The 15,871-nt window shown below is 68.7% G+C and carries 12 protein-coding genes and 2 pseudogenes; 7 read left to right on the plus strand and 7 right to left on the minus strand.

Translation table 11 applies throughout. From position 1 onward, the window contains the following. Positions 1-105 precede the first annotated feature (105 nt). The 5 genes from ACIBF5_RS13520 to ACIBF5_RS13540 all read right to left on the minus strand — a co-directional run bounded on the left by ACIBF5_RS13520 (position 106) and on the right by ACIBF5_RS13540 (position 5,997). On the minus strand, positions 106-1,863 hold the full coding sequence (locus ACIBF5_RS13520; protein WP_396811303.1) for an ABC transporter substrate-binding protein: 1,758 nt from the start codon (positions 1,861-1,863) through the stop codon (positions 106-108). Between the two features lie 74 nt (positions 1,864-1,937). Beyond that, positions 1,938-2,933 (minus strand): ABC transporter permease, encoded by a 996-nt coding sequence (locus ACIBF5_RS13525; protein ID WP_396811305.1) that lies wholly within the window; start codon positions 2,931-2,933, stop codon positions 1,938-1,940. A 12-nt stretch (positions 2,934-2,945) separates the two neighbouring features. Next, positions 2,946-3,959, minus strand: a complete 1,014-nt coding sequence (locus tag ACIBF5_RS13530) for an ABC transporter permease (protein WP_396811307.1) — start codon at positions 3,957-3,959, stop codon at positions 2,946-2,948. Then, on the minus strand, positions 3,956-4,936 hold the full coding sequence (locus ACIBF5_RS13535; protein WP_396811310.1) for an ABC transporter ATP-binding protein: 981 nt from the start codon (positions 4,934-4,936) through the stop codon (positions 3,956-3,958). Before ACIBF5_RS13535 ends, ACIBF5_RS13530 begins: the two co-directional genes overlap by 4 nt. Further along, positions 4,933-5,997, minus strand: a complete 1,065-nt coding sequence (locus tag ACIBF5_RS13540; protein ID WP_396811313.1) for an ABC transporter ATP-binding protein — start codon at positions 5,995-5,997, stop codon at positions 4,933-4,935. The genes ACIBF5_RS13535 and ACIBF5_RS13540 overlap by 4 nt, the downstream gene beginning before the upstream one ends. A 438-nt stretch (positions 5,998-6,435) precedes the next feature. On the opposite strand from ACIBF5_RS13540, the gene ACIBF5_RS13545 reads away from it, so the two are divergent. From ACIBF5_RS13545 to ACIBF5_RS13570, 6 genes and pseudogenes are all read left to right on the plus strand, one after another. Further along, complete coding sequence (locus ACIBF5_RS13545; protein WP_396811315.1) at positions 6,436-7,872, plus strand: TldD/PmbA family protein; 1,437 nt, start codon at positions 6,436-6,438, stop codon at positions 7,870-7,872. A gap of 49 nt (positions 7,873-7,921) precedes the next feature. Further along, a complete protein-coding gene (locus ACIBF5_RS13550) occupies positions 7,922-9,310 on the plus strand; it encodes a TldD/PmbA family protein (protein ID WP_396811317.1) in 1,389 nt (462 codons plus the stop codon). Positions 9,311-9,596: 286 nt separating this feature from the next. Continuing rightward, positions 9,597-10,403, plus strand: a complete 807-nt coding sequence (locus ACIBF5_RS13555) for a hypothetical protein (RefSeq protein ID WP_396811319.1) — start codon at positions 9,597-9,599, stop codon at positions 10,401-10,403. A gap of 9 nt (positions 10,404-10,412) precedes the next feature. Further along, positions 10,413-12,368, plus strand: coding sequence for a fumarate reductase/succinate dehydrogenase flavoprotein subunit (locus ACIBF5_RS13560; RefSeq protein ID WP_396811321.1), 1,956 nt, complete (start codon positions 10,413-10,415; stop codon positions 12,366-12,368). Beyond that, a pseudogene (locus ACIBF5_RS13565) lies at positions 12,368-13,120 on the plus strand (succinate dehydrogenase/fumarate reductase iron-sulfur subunit); the annotation flags it as partial. The gene ACIBF5_RS13560 and the pseudogene ACIBF5_RS13565, both read left to right, overlap by 1 nt. A 48-nt stretch (positions 13,121-13,168) precedes the next feature. Then, a pseudogene (locus tag ACIBF5_RS13570) lies at positions 13,169-13,411 on the plus strand (succinate dehydrogenase/fumarate reductase iron-sulfur subunit); the annotation flags it as partial. A gap of 219 nt (positions 13,412-13,630) precedes the next feature. On the opposite strand, the gene ACIBF5_RS13575 reads toward ACIBF5_RS13570, so the two are convergent. Next, positions 13,631-14,017 (minus strand): (deoxy)nucleoside triphosphate pyrophosphohydrolase, encoded by a 387-nt coding sequence (locus tag ACIBF5_RS13575; RefSeq protein ID WP_396811322.1) that lies wholly within the window; start codon positions 14,015-14,017, stop codon positions 13,631-13,633. A gap of 253 nt (positions 14,018-14,270) precedes the next feature. On the opposite strand from ACIBF5_RS13575, the gene ACIBF5_RS13580 reads away from it, so the two are divergent. Continuing rightward, on the plus strand, positions 14,271-14,585 hold the full coding sequence (locus ACIBF5_RS13580; protein ID WP_396811324.1) for a 4a-hydroxytetrahydrobiopterin dehydratase: 315 nt from the start codon (positions 14,271-14,273) through the stop codon (positions 14,583-14,585). Between the two features lie 15 nt (positions 14,586-14,600). On the opposite strand, the gene ACIBF5_RS13585 is transcribed toward ACIBF5_RS13580, so the two are convergent. Continuing rightward, positions 14,601-15,794, minus strand: coding sequence for an aromatic acid exporter family protein (locus ACIBF5_RS13585; RefSeq protein WP_396811326.1), 1,194 nt, complete (start codon positions 15,792-15,794; stop codon positions 14,601-14,603). Between the last annotated feature and the right edge of the window lie 77 nt (positions 15,795-15,871).

Below are 15,871 nucleotides of genomic sequence, written 5' to 3' on the forward strand. Positions count from 1 at the left end.
GGGCGGCCGGGCTCGAACCCCCACCCCCCCACCCGCCCGGTGTCCGTCTGCTCGGGGGGCCCCCTATCTCCCCTATTTTTTAAACCCGCGCGCCCCTCCTTACATCTACTTCGCGTACGCGTTGTAGAGCACGTGGGTGCCGATCGACTCGGAGAGGAAGACGCCGCCCACCTTCGAACCAATCACGCCGGTGAAGTGCGACTGGAACAGCGGCACCACCGGCACGTACTTCTCGTTGATCAACTGATCGATCTCGGCCCACCTCGGTCCGGCCTCACCGGCCGGCAGCGCGCTCACCGCGTCGATCTTCTGGTTGACCTCGTCGGAGTTGAAGTACGAGATGTTCGAGTTGCCCTTCGGCCCGAGGCTGCGCCCGTCCCAGAGGACCGGGATGGTGGAGGCCGCATTGGGCCAGTCGGCACCCCAGTTGGAGATGTGGATGTCGTACTCGTTGCCGCGGGTGCGGGCGGTCGGGTTGTGCTGCGGGGTCTCCACCGTCTTCACCACCACCTCGAAGCCGGCCTTCTCCAGGCTCTCCTTCACCACCGGGGCGGTGACCTGGCCGAACGCGCTGCTGCGGGCCATGAAGACGAGCTTGACCTTCTTCCCGCCGAGCAGTTCCCGGGCCTTCTCCGGATTGCCGTTCGGGCCGCCGTCCCACGGGTTGGGGTAACTCTTCCAGCCGATGGTGCTCTCCGCGAGCAGGGTGTTGGCGACCCGGCCACCGGCGTCACCGCCCTGGGTCAACACGATGCCCTGTTTGTCGATCGCGTACGCGATGGCCTTGCGGACGTTGATGTCGGTGATCCGCTCGTTGTTGATGGTCAGGTAGTACACGAACGGCGTCGGCGCGGAGATGGTCCGCTCCTTCAGCGCCGGGTTGCCGAGCACCTGGTTGACCAGGGCCTGGGGAGTGCCGTCGGTGCTGATCGCATAGGCGTCGTCACCCGCGTCGGCGATGATCCGTTCGGTCTGCGCGGTGTCGTCCGGTCCGAGCTCCCAGACGAAGCTGTCCGGGTAGTCGTGGCGTAGCGGGTCGGTCTCCGCCTTCCAGTGCGGGTTGCGCTCCAGCACCAGCCGGGTGTCCTTCAGGTACTCCTTGATCTTGTACGGTCCGGAGGAGAAGATCCTGCGGTCGTACTCGGTCCGGGTGTCCTTTGCCTGGGGCACCGGCGCCGAGGTCGGCAGCGAGAGCGCGTACGGCAGGTCGCAGTGGGGCTTGGCGAACGTGAAGACCAGGGTGTACGCGTCCGGTGTGCTCAGGCCGGGCACGGTGGTACTGCCCGAGGTGTACGGACCCTTGTACGTCGCGTTGTAGGCCGGGTCGTCGGCCAGCCACTCCTGGATGTAGGTCGGACCGCCGTCGATCGACTCCTCGAACGACCGGGCGATGCCGTACGCGACGTCGGCCGCCGTGACGTCGGTGCCGTCCTCGTACCTGACCCCCTGCTTGATCTTGTACTCCCAGATCTTGCAGTCGCCGTTGACGTCCTTGCCGGGCGTCTCGGCCAGGTCACCGATGAGGGTGAGCTTGCCCGTGCCGTCCTCCCTGAACTGGGTGAGGGTACGGACCAGCAGTTGTTCGGCGGCCATCGCCGGCACGGTGTAGGTGCGCTGCGGGTCGAGGTGTTCGAAGTCGGCCTGCATGATGGTGCGGATGGTGCCGCCACGGCTGGCTCCGGGAATCGCCGGTGCCGGCCCCTGGGACTCCTTCGGGTCGGTGGCGATCGCGCTGGTCTGCTGCCGGACGGCACCGTCGTCGCGGTCGGGGTCGACCTCCCCGGTGTTCTTCGAGCACGCCGCCAGTGCCGAGGCCAGCACCAGCGCGACCCCGGTCGCGGCGATCACACGTCTTGGTCGCATCAGTTGGTCCTCCCGATCGACTCGGGTGGAGGACCTGCGCCTCCACCACTGATTGACGGAACTTTCCGCACGACTCAGCCCAGCCGTACTCTCGGATCGATCACCGCGTAGAGCGCGTCGACCACCACGTTCGCGACCACGATGAAGACCGCGGCGAGCAGCACCGTCGCCATGACCACCGGCATGTCGAGGTTGATCGCCGCGTTCAGCGACGCCTTGCCCAGTCCGGTGAACCCGAAGATGGTCTCGGTGATCACCGTTCCGCCGAGGTAGGTGCCGAGGTCCAGCCCGGCGATGGTGACGATCGGGGTGATCGCCGCCCGGAGCGCGTGCCGGCCGTACACCTTGGACCGGGGCAACCCCTTCGCGCGTGCGGTGCGGACGAAGTCCTCGGTCAGGGTCTCCAGCATCTGGGCCCGGGAGAGCCGGGCGTACGACGCCGAGTTGAGGAAGCCCAGCGCCAGCCAGGGCAGGATCATCGCGCTCGCCCAGGCGACCGGGTTCTCGGTGATCGGCACGTAGCGCGGGTAGCTGAGCCAGCCGGTCTCGTACACGAAGACGATCAGCAGCAACGGCCCGAGAAGCAGGATCGGCATGGAGGCGCCGACCAGCGAGAACCCCACCGCCAACCGGTCGAAGACGGTGCCCCGGCGCAGTGCCGAGATCATCCCGACTGAGACCCCGATCAGCAGCCAGACCACCGCCGCCCCGGCGACCAGGCTCAGCGTCACCGGCAGCGTCCGTCCGACGATCCGCGACACCGGTTCGTCGTTGCGGAAGGAGAAGCCGAGGCAGGGTCGCGGACAGTCCCGGGCAGCCTCGCCCTCGCCGACCGTACGGCCGACGAAGATCCCCTTCATGAAGGTGCCGTACTGCCGGACCACCGGTACGTCCAGCCCCATCCGGCGTTCGATCATCTCCAGCCGTTCCGGGCTGCACACCTTGCCGTTGCCGCACATCAGCTCGGCCGGGTTGTTCGGTACGGCGAAGAAGAGCCCGAAGGTCAGCACGCTGACGGTGACGAGCGTACCCACGGCCAGCAGCAACTTCTTGACCAGGAAACGGAGCATCGACGCGACCTCCTACCGGTTCGACTTCGGGTCGAGCGCGTCCCGCAACGCGTCGCCGAAGAGGTTGAACGAGAGCACGAGCAGGAAGAGCGTGGTGCCACCGACGACGGTGAAGCTCGGCACCTCCCGGATGAAGTCGACGCTTTCGCTGATGAGGCGACCCAGGTCAGGAGTGGGTTCGAGGATGCCGATACCGAGGAAGGAGAGCGCCGCCTCGGCAGTGATCAACGCCGGTACGTTGAGCGAGAAGGTGACCAGGATCGGTGCCCAGAGGTTCGGCAACAGTTGTCGGAACAGGATGTGTCCCAGCCCCGCACCGGCCGCCCGGGCGGCGTCGACGAACTCGCGTTCCCGCAACGACAGCACCTGTCCCCGGACCAGCCGGGCGGTGTAGGTCCAGTTGAACAGGACGAAGATGACGATCAGCAGGACCGGCCGGAACCAGGGCGCTTCGGCGTCGCGTACGCCGTAGAACTGGTTGACCGCCACCGGGATGAACGCGAAGCAGAAGATGAAGAACGGGAACGCCATGGTCAGGTCGATGAACCAGGTCAGTGCGGCGTCGACCCGGCCGCCGAGGTAGCCGGCGAGCACGCCGATCATCATGCCGAGCCCGATGGTGAGTAGCGCCGCGGTGAACGCCACCAGCAGGGACGTACGCAGCCCGTACACGAGTTGGATGAACACGTCCCGACCGACGTTGGGCTGGATGCCGAGCCAGTGCTCGGCGTCGACGCCGGCGTATCCGAGCGGGAAGCCGTTGCGGTCCAGCCGCTCCGGGAAGCGTTGCTGCGGTCCCTTGCCGTAGAGCCACTCGATCAGCGGCGCGGCGGCGGCTACCAGGACGAAGAAGACCAGTACGGCGCCGCTGGCCATGCCGACCCGGTCGCGTCGCAGCCGGAGCCAGGCGAGCTTCCCCGGTGAGCGGCCGACGATCCCGGTGCCGACGGGCGGCACCGCCCCGGGGGTCAGCCCGCCGGCCGCGTCGACCACCGCCGCCGACGCGGCGACCTGTTGCTCACTCATCCCAGTTCCCCCTTCTCCGGGAAGTGACAGGCGGTCGCCTGGCGGCCACCGTCGCGAGGTACGAGCGCGGGTTCGGTCGTGGCGCACAGCTCCCGGGCCTTCCAGCAGCGGGTCCGGAAGCGGCAGCCCGACGGCGGGTGCAACGGCGTCGGTACGTCACCGCGCAGCCGGATCCGGCCGGTCGGGCCGAGCCGGCCGATGTCCGGGATGGCGGAGAGCAGCGCCCGGGTGTAGGGGTGCTGCGGCCGGTGGTAGATGTCCTCCCGGTCACCCAGCTCGACGATCTTGCCGAGGTACATCACCGCGACCCGCTGGCAGAAGTGTCGGACCACGGCGAGGTCGTGGGCGATGAAGACGAACCCGAGCCCCAGTTCCCGTTGCAGGTCCCGGAGCAGGTTGATCACCTGTGCCTGGATCGAGACGTCCAACGCGGAGACCGGCTCGTCGGCGACGATCAGCTTCGGCCGCAGCGCCAACGCCCGGGCGATCCCGATGCGCTGCCGCTGTCCACCGGAGAACTCGTGCGGGTAACGGTTGTAGTGCTCCGGGCTGAGGCCGACCAGTTCCAGCAGCTCACCCACCCGCTGCTTGACCCCACCCGGCGGCCGGATCCCGTTGACCCGCAACGGCATCGCCACGATCCGGCCGACGGTGTGGCGCGGATTCAGCGACGCGTACGGGTCCTGGAAGATGATCTGGAGATCCGGTCGGATCGGGCGAAGTGCCGCCCGTCGGGCGTGGGTGATGTCCTGCCCCTCGAAGCTGATCCGGCCGCCGCTCGGCTCCAGCAGCCGGACCAGCAGCCGCCCGGTCGTCGTCTTGCCACAGCCGGACTCACCGACCAGGCCGAGCGTCTCGCCGGCGCGTACCTCGAAGTCGAGGCCGTCGACCGCGTGGACCCGCGTCGGGGAGCGCCACCCGCCGCGTACCGGGAAGTGCTTGGTGAGGCCCTCGACCCGCAGCAACGGTTCGCTCATCGGTCCGCTCCGGTCGCCGCGATCTCCTCGGCGTACAGCCGTTTCCGCTCCGGCTCGGGCAGGTGGCAGGCGACCAGGTGACCGCGTTCGGCCACCTGGCGAAGTTCGGGAACCTCGGTGCGGGAGCGGTCACCGCTGCGGCCCGCGTACCGGCAGCGAGGGTGGAAGGCGCAGCCGGGCGGCAGGTTGATCAGGCTGGGTGGGTTGCCCTCGATCGGCACCAGATCGGCGTCCGCGGGTCCGCGCAGCGACGGGACGCTGGCCAGCAGACCCCAGGTGTACGGGTGCTGCGGCCGGCGGAGCACCTGCTCGACGCCGCCGTGCTCGACCGACCGCCCGCCGTACATCACCAGTACCTCGTCGGCCACCTGGCTGACCACGCCGAGGTCATGGGTGATCAGGATGATCGCCGAGTGGAACTCGCGTTGCAGATCCGCGAGCAGGTCGAGGATCTGCGCCTGCACGGTGACGTCGAGCGCGGTGGTCGGCTCGTCGGCGATCAGCAGGTCCGGATCGTTGACCAACGCCATGGCGATCATCGCCCGCTGACGCATCCCCCCGGAGAACTCGTGCGGGTGCTGGTCGACCCGCTTCGCCGGCTGGGGAATGCCGACCCGGTCGAGCAGGTCGATCGCCCGTTGCCGGGCCGCCCGCCGACCGGCTCTCGGATGGTGGACCCGGTACGCCTCGGCGATCTGCCGCCCCACCGAGTAGTACGGGTGCAGCGCGGAGAGCGGGTCCTGGAAGATCATCGCCACGTCCCGCCCGCGCAGCCGCCGGACCTCCTCCTCCGGCCGCCCGACGACCTCCTCCCCGCCCACCCGGATACTGCCGCTGACCGTGCTTCGTCGAGGATCGTGCAGGCCGAGTACGGCCAGGCTGGTCACGCTCTTACCGGAGCCCGACTCGCCGACGATGCCGAGCGTGCGACCACGGTCGACGGTGAAGGAGACGCCGTCCACGGCGCGGACCGTGCCATCCGGGGTGTCGAAGCCAACCCTGAGATCCCGAACCTGGAGATAGGGACCGTCGTCCACGCGCTGTCGGGGTAGTCCGGGCATGACGCGCGACCGCCTCTCTCCACTCCCGCCGGTCCCGGACCCATGTTCGTCACAGCAAGTGAACCTGCTGCGAACCACCGGAAAAAACCCGTGAAGGGTGGTAGAGGGCGAAACTAAGCTACGGGCAGGGGCCTGTCAGCGGGCAATCAGTAACGAATCCGCATCGCGGGCACTCTCCGCACACTCTCCTCATTGAAGCGCGATTGAACCGATAACATAACTGGCGGAGGCGTTGACAACCGTCGCCCGAACCGCCCTCCGGACGACCCGATATCGGGATCGCGGGCCACCGGACGCGCACACTCCGCCCCGCCCGGTGTGGACGGTCCGACCACCCCACAATCACCACTCTGCGTGATCCCACGACCGGCACTGTCACGGACATCCGGTGCTACCGGTACCCCGCCACTGACCGGGATCTCGCATAGGGTCATGGTCATGACCCACTTCGACGTGGCCACGGCCGCGGTGCAGGCGGCGCTCGACGCGGGCGCCCGCTATGCCGACGCGCGGGTGATGCACCGGCGCTACGAGTCGATGTCCGCACGCAACGGCGAGATCGAGGAACTCTCGCAGGACGAGGACGCGGGCATCGGCGTACGGGCACTCGTCGGCTCCAGTTGGGGCTTCTTCGCCGTACCCGAACTCTCCGACGCCGCCGCCCGCGCGGCCGGCACCCGCGCCGCGCGGATCGCCACGGCCAGTGCCCGCGTGCCCGGCCCCGCCGTCGACCTGGTGCCGACCGGCGGGCAGAGCGGCTCCTGGTCCTCGCCCTGCACGGTCGACCCACTCGGCGTCGCCCTCTCTGACAAGGGTGACCTGCTGGTCCACGCGACCAAGCTGTCGCACCAGGCCGGGGCGGACCTGGCCGAGGGGCTCTACCAGATCTGGGACACCAGCAAGTGGTTCGTCTCCAGCGAGGGGCACCGGATCGACCAGCACGTACGCGAGTGCGGCGCGGGGATCTCCGCCACCGTGATCGGCGACGGGGAGACCCAGCGTCGCTCCTACCCCAGCTACCGCGGCCAGTACGGCACCAGCGGCTGGGAACTGGTCAACTCGCTCGACCTCGGCGCGCACGCGGTCCGGATCGCCGAGGAGGCCCGTGAGCTGCTGACCGCGCCGCTCTGCCCGAGCGGGGAGACCACCCTGATCCTCGGTGGTGAGCAGCTCGCGTTGCAGATCCACGAGTCGGTCGGGCACGCCATCGAACTCGACCGAATCCTCGGCTGGGAGGCCGCCTTCGCCGGCACCTCGTGGCTCGACCTCAACCAACTCGGCCGACTCCGCTACGGCTCCGAGCTGATGAACATCACCATCGACCCGACCATCCCGGGCGCGCTGGGCAGCTTCGGTTTCGACGACGAGGGCACCCCCGCGGCGAAACGCGACGCGGTCCGCGAGGGCCGGTGGGTCGGTGTCCTGGCCGGTCGCGACTCCGCCGCCGTCGCCGGTCTCGACTACGCCGGCAGCGTGCGCTCCGACGGCTGGTCGCGGCTGCCGATGGTACGGATGACGAACGTCGGCCTGGAGCCCGGACCGCACACCCTGGACGAGATCATCGACGCCACCGACGACGGTGTCCTGATGGACATCAACCGCTCCTGGTCGATCGACGACAAGCGGCTCAACTTCCAGTTCGGCTGCGAGATCGGCTGGGAGATCAAGAACGGTCGCCGGGGCCGGATGCTCCGCAACCCCACCTACACCGGGATCGGCCCGCAGTTCTGGCGCTCAATGGACATGCTCTCCGGCGAGACCGTCGCCTGGGGGACCCCGAACTGCGGCAAGGGTCAGCCCGGCCAGGTCGGACACACCGGCCACCCGGCCGCCCCGGCCCGGTTCACCAACGTACGGGTGGGGGTGCGCGGATGACCCGCTCCACCACCGTGGCGGCACGCGACGAGCGAAGGGAAACACCTCAATGAGCCGGGAGCTCGATCTCGCCGGTCGGGTGGTGGAACTGGTCCGGGAGATCGCCGGGCCGGACGCCGAGGCGGAAGCCAGTGCCACCCACACCGCCCACTCGCTGACCCGCTTCGCCAACTCGGCGATCCACCAGAACGTCGCCGAGGACACCACCGGCCTGCGGTTACGGCTGCACGTGGACGGTCGTACAGCCGCCGGCTCCAGCACCGTCGTCACGGACGACGGGCTGCGCGGGCTGGTCGAGCGTACGGTCGCCGCCGCCCGGCTCTGCCCACCCGACCCGGCCTGGCCCGGACTGAGCCCCTCGACGACACCCGACGGCACCGGCAACTACGACGAGGCGACCGCGCAGGCCACTCCGGACGAGCGGGCAGACCGGGTACGCGCCTTCGTCGACGCGGCCGGCGGGCTGGAGACGGCCGGCTACTGCCGTACGGTGAACTGGGCCGGCGCCTTCGCGAACAGTGCCGGACAGTCCGTCACCGGCCGCTCGGCCGAGGCGGCCATGGACGGCATCGCCCGAGCCGGCGGGGTCGACGGAGTCGCCCGTCGCAACACCGGACGCCTCTCCGATCTGGACGGTACGGTCCTCGGCGCGCGGGCGGCGGTCAAGGCACGAGCCGGCGCGGCCCCGGTCGAGCTGGCACCGGGACGCTACGAGGTGGTGCTGGAGCCGACCGCGGTGGTCGACATCCTGCAGAACTTCGCGCTCTTCGGCTTCAACGGCAAGGCGTACAACGAGCGACGGTCCTTCGCCGAACTCGGCAGCATGCAGTTCGACCCGACGATCAGCCTGGTCGACGACACGCTCGGCACGCTCGGCCTGCCGTACGACGCCGAGGGCACCCCGAAGCGCCGGGTCGCGCTGGTCGAGAACGGGGTGACCCGTACGGTCACCCACGACCGGCGGACCGCGGCCGAGGCCGGGGTCTCCTCGACCGGGCACGCGCTGCACGGTGGCGCGTCCTGGGGTGCGGTCGCGACCAACCTGTGCCTGCTTCCCGCCGGTGACACCGGTGACGGCTCGGGTCCGAGCGAGGTTTCCGGGCCGATCGTCGACTCGGACACCGCCGCGTTGGTCGCCGGGGTCGAACGTGGACTCCTGGTCACCGACTTCTGGTACACCCGGGTACTGGACCCGAAGTCGCTGGTCATCACCGGTCTGACCCGCAACGGCGTCTGGCTGATCGAGAACGGCGAGGTGACCACGGCGGTGCAGAACTTCCGCTTCACCCAGTCGTACCCGCAGGCGCTCGCGCCCGGCGCGGTGCTCGCTCTGGGCCGGCACGCGTCGCTGCTGCCGGACAGTTGGGACGCCTCCTGGTGGTCGGCGCCGGCCCTGCGGCTGGCGTCGTGGAACTTCACCGGCGGCGCCTCGGGCTGATCTTTCCGGCCGCTCCAGGCTGACGATCATGAGTGAAGTTCTGCACAACCATGCCCGGAATGACGGCTGGGACTTTCGTTACCGGTAGGACACACGCGAGACTCCCTTGCGCATCGTGCGCCCGGCGTGCGGCGTAACGTGTACGCCGAACTGCGCCGGAAGGCATAGGTCCTGGTGTACAGCGTGCGGGTGGCGCGACTTCGAATCACATCGCTGCCCCCGCGCGCTCACCGGAACACCATCCGTGCCCGTCAGCCAGACAGGGCCCTGTCAGGGAGACATAGGAATGACGACGACGGCAACGAGGCCGGGGGGTGCGCGTCCGCGCGCCGCCATCGCGGCGAGGACGTTGCGTACCGACCGTTGGTGGTTCGCGCCGCTGATCACGGCCATCGGACTCGGTGCCTGGGTCACCTACGCCACGGTCCGGGTGTTCATGCACGACCTTTACTGGGTCGCCGACTATCACTATCTGACCCCGTTCTACTCGCCCTGCGTGACCCAGACCTGTCTCCCGGAGGCCGCGCACTTCGGCCGGGTGCTGCCGGGCTGGTGGATCATTCCGGACGCCGCGCTGACCCTGCCGTTCCTGCTGCTCTTCCGGTTGACCTGCTACTACTACCGCAAGGCCTACTACCGGGCCTTCTGGCTCTCCCCGCCGGCCTGCGCGGTCCCGGACGGACACGAGACCTACAGTGGCGAGACGCGATTCCCGCTGATCTTCCAGAACGCACACCGGTACGCGTTCTACGCCGCGGCGGTCATTTCCCTGATCAACACCTGGGACGCGGTGCTCGCCTTCCACAGTCCCGAAGGTTTCGGTTTCGGACTGGGCAACGTGATCCTCTGGATCAACGTCATCGCGCTCTGGGCGTACACGCTGTCGTGCCACTCCTGCCGGCACATCGCCGGCGGTCGGCTCAAGCACTTCTCCAAGCACCCGGTGCGCTACCGCTTCTGGACCTTCGTGTCCAAGCTCAACACCCGGCACATGCAGCTCGCCTGGATCACGCTGGGCACACTGGCGTTCACCGACTTCTACATCATGGCGCTGTCCGCCGAATGGTTCGGCGACCTGCGGTTCATCAACTGAGGGCCTGACATGACTACGCGAATCGAACGGCACCACTACGACGTCGTCGTGATCGGGGCCGGCGGCGCCGGCCTGCGGGCGGCGATCGAGGCCCGGCTGGCGGGCAAGCGCACCGCGATCATCTCGAAGTCGCTCTTCGGCAAGGCCCACACGGTGATGGCCGAGGGTGGCGCGGCGGCGGCCATGGGGAACGTGAACAGCCGGGACAACTGGCAGGTGCACTTCCGCGACACCATGCGCGGCGGCAAGTTCCTGAACAACTTCCGGATGGCCGAGCTGCACGCGAAGGAGTCGCCGCAGCGGATCTGGGAGTTGGAGACGTACGGTGCGCTCTTCGACCGCACCAAGGACGGCAAGATCTCGCAGCGCAACTTCGGCGGCCACGAGTACCCCCGGCTGGCGCACGTCGGTGACCGGACCGGGCTGGAGCTGATCCGTACCCTCCAGCAGAAGATCGTCTCGCTCCAGCAGGAGGACAAGCGGGAGCACGGCGACTACGAGGCCCGGATCAAGGTCTTCGCCGAAACCACCATCAGCGAGCTGTTGCTCGACTCCTCCGGCCCGGACGGGCCTCGGATCGCCGGCGCGTTCGGCTACTACCGGGAGTCCGGCGAGTTCGTCCTCTTCGAGGCGCCGGCCGTGGTGCTGGCGACCGGCGGGGTGGGCAAGTCGTACAAGGTCACCTCGAACTCCTGGGAGTACACCGGGGACGGGCACGCGCTCGCCCTGCGGGCCGGCGCGACTCTGATCAACATGGAGTTCCTCCAGTTCCACCCGACCGGCATGGTCTGGCCGCCGTCGGTGAAGGGCATCCTGGTCACCGAGTCGGTCCGGGGTGACGGTGGCGTACTGAAGAACTCCGACGGCAAGCGCTTCATGTTCGACTACGTCCCCGACGTCTTCCGCAAGCAGTACGCGGAGACCGAGGAGGAGGCGGACCGCTGGTACAGCGACCCGGACAACAACCGGCGCCCGCCGGAGCTGCTTCCTCGCGACGAGGTGGCCCGCGCCATCAACAGTGAGGTGAAGGCGGGTCGTGGCACCCCGGCCGGCGGCGTCTACCTGGACATCGCGAGCCGACTGCCGGCCGAGGAGGTCAAGCGCCGACTGCCGTCGATGTACCACCAGTTCAAGGAGCTGGCCGACGTCGACATCACCAAGCAGCCGATGGAGGTCGGGCCGACCTGTCACTACGTGATGGGCGGGGTTGAGGTCGAACCGGACACCGCCGCGGCTCACGGGCACATCCAGGGGCTCTTCGCCGCGGGTGAGGTCTCCGGCGGCATGCACGGTTCCAACCGACTCGGTGGCAACTCCCTCTCCGACCTGCTGGTCTTCGGCCGGCGGGCGGGCGGGCACGCGGCGGCGTACGCCGACGGCCTGGCCCACCGGCCGAAGGTGGCGGCGACCGACGTGGCGGCGTCGGTGGACCGCGCGCTGGCCCCGCTGGAACGCCCGGACGGCGAGAACCCGTACAAGCTCCAGCAGGACCTCCAGGCGGTGATGGGCGACCTGGTCGGCATCATCCGGCGCAAGGGTGAGCTGGAGGACGCACTGGTCCGCCTGGCCGACCTGCGGGAGCGGGTGGCGAGGGTGGGGGCGACCGGTGGCCGGCGCTACAACCCGGGCTGGCACCTCGCGCTCGACCTGCGCAACATGCTGATCGTCTCGGAGTGCACCGCGAAGGCGGCCCTGGAGCGGGAAGAGTCGCGCGGCGGACACACCCGGGAGGACTTCCCGAAGATGGCGCCGGACTGGCGCATGGTCAACCTGGTCTGCTCGCTCGACGGCGACAAGGTACGGCTGGAGCACAAGCCCCTGCCGAAGATGCGGGCCGAGCTGATTCAGCTCTTCGACCGGACCGAGCTGGCCAAGTACCTGACCGAAGACGAGCTGGCCGACTTCGACGCGCTCAGCGAGGGTGTCGAAACCGGCGGCGTGCACGCGCAGGAGGCGGGCAAGTAATGGGTACGAAGCGCCACTTCAAGGTCTGGCGGGGCGACGACCAGGGCGGTGACCTGCAGGACTACCAGATCGAGGTCAACGAGGGCGAGGTGGTCCTCGACGTGATCCACCGGCTGCAGGCCACCGAGGCACCCGACCTCGCCTGCCGCTGGAACTGCAAGGCCGGCAAGTGCGGCTCCTGCTCGATGGAGATCAACGGCATGCCCCGGCTGGGTTGCATGACGCGGATGTCGACCTTCGAGGAGGCCGAGACGGTCACGGTCACCCCGCTGCGGACGTTCCCGGTCATCCGGGACCTGGTCACCGACGTCTCGTTCAACTACGAGAAGGCCCGGGAGACCCCGGCGTTCGCGCCGCCGGCCGACGTCGCACCCGGTGACTACCGGATGAAGCAGGTCGACGTCGAGCGGTCGCAGGAGTTCCGCAAGTGCATCGAGTGCTTCCTGTGCCAGAACACCTGTCACGTGGTACGTGACCACGAGGAGAACAAGGTCGCGTTCTCCGGCCCGCGGTACTTCATCCGCGCCGCCGAGTTGGACATGCACCCCCTCGACAGCAAAACCGACCGCAAGGAGTACGCACAGGCGTCGCAGGGCCTCGGCTACTGCAACATCACCAAGTGCTGCACCGAGGTTTGCCCCGAGCACATCAAGATCACTGACAACGCGATCATCCCGATGAAGGAACGCGTCGTCGACCGCAGGTACGATCCTCTTGTGTGGCTTGGTAGCAAGATCTTCCGACGGGGTCAGAACGACGGCGACGAGAACGGTGCCCGCACCGATCCGTCCGGCGTCCATGAGGCGCACTCCCACGGTGGTGCGTCAGGTGACGTGGCCGCCGAGGAGCAGGCGCAACGCGGGGTGAACTGGCACCGTCAGGTGCCGCACCCCACCAGTCCGGTGGTGGACGAGCGGGGCAAGATGCCGCTCAGCGAGTTCACCTTCGACCGGCCGGCCGCGCCGTCGCCGTTCGGCGACGACGTGTCCTTTCCGCTTCCGGCTGACCACCTGAACTACGCCCACCCGGACCAGAAAGACTGATCCCGGGGCGTATTCAGCCCGTAGGTGTACTGAAGGCTCGGCGGCAGTGGCCGCCGAGCCTTCGGTGGTATTCCGGGCACAACTCCCATTCGGGCACGATCACCGTTCTAGGCCATTTTCCGGGCCGAGAGCGTCGTCTGCCCCTGTTGTCGCGCCTGACGCCGCATTTCCCCCAGGGCCTCAAAGTGCCTCAGAGGCGTCAGAGTGCGTCAGAGTGCGTCAGAGCAAAGGCCGCAGGGCGGCCACGATCGGCTCGTCTGCGGGCAGCCAGGCCACCGAACCGAGTTCGTCCGCCGTGAGCCAGCGCAGCTCCGCGTGCTCCAGCCGTTGTGGCTGGTCACCACCGACGAGGCAGGCCTGGTAGACCCGAAGCACCGCCCGGCCGTGGGCGAGCGGTACGTCCACCCCGACGCGCTCGCCGACCTCGATCCGGACGGCCAACTCCTCCATACATTCCCGGATGAGCGCGTCGATTTCAGTTTCGCCGGATTCGACTTTGCCGCCCGGAAACTCCCACTTGCCGGCCACCTCCGGCGGCTTGGCCCTGGCGCAACCCAGCACCCGTCCGTCTTCGATGATGGCCGCACCAACAATTACCCTGCTCATTCGCTTTGCGTAATCAGTTGACTCACTGCTGTAACCGGCACTCTCGTCCCCACTCGCCCGTTCGGTCTGCACGGGCATCAACGGTGCCAGATCAATCGGCGGTTCGGGTGCCGTAGCCCGACCGTAGGGCAAAAGAACACGGAACTGTGGACGTGGACACACCAGCCGGCCAACGACAGACTAGGGGGCACCGACTAGGACACGGGATAGCGACGATTTGGCCACAAGCCGGCAACGACGCTCGGGAGGTATCGTGAAGCGTGCTCTATGGCGCAGTCGATCCCAGCGTGACTATCTGACCGACGCGCTCACCCTCTTGCCCGGCTGGATACGGGAGGGGCGACAGCTCAAGCGCACCCTCATCCTCGACGATACCCAGCATGCCGCGCTGACCGAACGCGTCAAGATCGTCGCAGACGCGGTACGCGTACGTCCAGAGCTCCGGCGTCTCGACGGGCACACCCAAATCAAGATCGGCGCGCCGGACGAGGACACGATCACCGAGAACGTGGTCACCCTCGCCGCCCGGATCGAAGACGTCTACCGCTCCGTCACCAGCGCCGACTGACCGCCCGTACCGCCCTCAGGTCGGCGTGGCGGTGGTGCGCGCCGCCTCACGGACAAGCTTGTTGGCGTCCTCCCGATCCACCCCGGTTGCCTGCAACAGGTCGGTGGCAGCGGACCTGACCTGCGCCACCACCGCCGCACCGGAAAGGGCGACCCCATGGTCGTAGCCCTGACTGGCGTCATGCACCGCCCGCAGCACCCGCCTGCGCGCCTCGTCCGGCACCCGGCCGTGCCGAAACTCGTCATGCAACAGCCGGACCGCGTCAGCGAGGCGGTCGACCGCGACCGGCAGGCAGTCCGGAAGGGGTTCCCCGTCCGCGACCAGGCTGACCGCCCGACGGGCCAGGCCGCGACTGCTCCAGACCGCATTGTCCATGTGCTCGGCCCCCTGGGTGAACAATGCCAGCGTCTGACGGCGGTGCCAGCGGGCGGGCGCGAACTGCACCACCTCCTTCGCCCCCTCCACCGCCGCCTTGAGGTTCACCAGGTCCGACTCGATGGCCCCGAAACCGTCCACCGCCCGCCCGATGGCGGCAGGGTCACGGGCCCTCATCGCCTGCGCGGTCAGGCTCAACTGTCGAGCGAGTTCCTCGATCGGGTAGCTCGCGGCGCGTTGCACGATCCGGCGTGGATTGAACGGCAGGAGCAGCAGGACCACCACCAGGCCGACCCCGCCACCGATGAGGGCGTCCACGAACCTCGGATACTCCAGCTCACCCACCGTGGGCGACAGGGCCGCGATCAGCACCGCCGTACCGCCCGCCTGAGCCAACAGCACGCCCCGGCCGCTGATCAGGATCGCCCCGATCACCGCGAGCGTGACGATCACCCCCAACTGCCACGGCCCCCGGCCGGCGATCAGCATCAACCCGTCGCCGACACCGATGCCCACCGCAACCCCCGCGATCAGGGCGACGGTACGGTGCAGCCGCTGCCCGGTCGACGAGGCGATGGTGCCCACGGCGGCAGCGGGAGCGAACACCGGTTGCGGCGTGTTCAGGACCTCGTGCGCGATCCCCCAGGAGAGCGCCGCCGCCACCCCGGCCTGGACGGCGATCATCAGGTTGATCTCGATCTGCCGGACCCGGTCACGCACCTTGGTCCGGCTCGCGTCGGCCCACCTGGCGAGGATCTCGTCGACCCGTCTCGTGGCGGGGTCGGCCGGCAACCCGGGCGGGCGCCGACGACCGGGGTGCCGGAACGAGAACATTTCCGGGGTTACCCCCTGTCCGCCACCCGAACCGTGTCCCCGGCGGAGATCCTGGCGCCATCCTCCCCCGGTGCCGT

Source organism: Micromonospora sp. NPDC050417, assembly GCF_044458865.1.
Classification (GTDB): domain Bacteria; phylum Actinomycetota; class Actinomycetes; order Mycobacteriales; family Micromonosporaceae; genus Micromonospora_G.

What these genes read in the sequence shown, in the direction of transcription:
- ACIBF5_RS13520 (WP_396811303.1), bottom strand. Translation starts at nt 1,863, where the DNA reads ATGCGACCAAGACGTGTGATCGCCGCGACCGGGGTCGCGCTGGTGCTG.
- ACIBF5_RS13525 (WP_396811305.1), bottom strand. Translation starts at nt 2,933, where the DNA reads ATGCTCCGTTTCCTGGTCAAGAAGTTGCTGCTGGCCGTGGGTACGCTC.
- ACIBF5_RS13530 (WP_396811307.1), bottom strand. Translation starts at nt 3,959, where the DNA reads ATGAGTGAGCAACAGGTCGCCGCGTCGGCGGCGGTGGTCGACGCGGCC.
- ACIBF5_RS13535 (WP_396811310.1), bottom strand. Translation starts at nt 4,936, where the DNA reads ATGAGCGAACCGTTGCTGCGGGTCGAGGGCCTCACCAAGCACTTCCCG.
- ACIBF5_RS13540 (WP_396811313.1), bottom strand. Translation starts at nt 5,997, where the DNA reads ATGCCCGGACTACCCCGACAGCGCGTGGACGACGGTCCCTATCTCCAG.
- ACIBF5_RS13545 (WP_396811315.1), top strand. Translation starts at nt 6,436, where the DNA reads ATGACCCACTTCGACGTGGCCACGGCCGCGGTGCAGGCGGCGCTCGAC.
- ACIBF5_RS13550 (WP_396811317.1), top strand. Translation starts at nt 7,922, where the DNA reads ATGAGCCGGGAGCTCGATCTCGCCGGTCGGGTGGTGGAACTGGTCCGG.
- ACIBF5_RS13555 (WP_396811319.1), top strand. Translation starts at nt 9,597, where the DNA reads ATGACGACGACGGCAACGAGGCCGGGGGGTGCGCGTCCGCGCGCCGCC.
- ACIBF5_RS13560 (WP_396811321.1), top strand. Translation starts at nt 10,413, where the DNA reads ATGACTACGCGAATCGAACGGCACCACTACGACGTCGTCGTGATCGGG.
- ACIBF5_RS13575 (WP_396811322.1), bottom strand. Translation starts at nt 14,017, where the DNA reads ATGAGCAGGGTAATTGTTGGTGCGGCCATCATCGAAGACGGACGGGTG.
- ACIBF5_RS13585 (WP_396811326.1), bottom strand. Translation starts at nt 15,794, where the DNA reads ATGTTCTCGTTCCGGCACCCCGGTCGTCGGCGCCCGCCCGGGTTGCCG.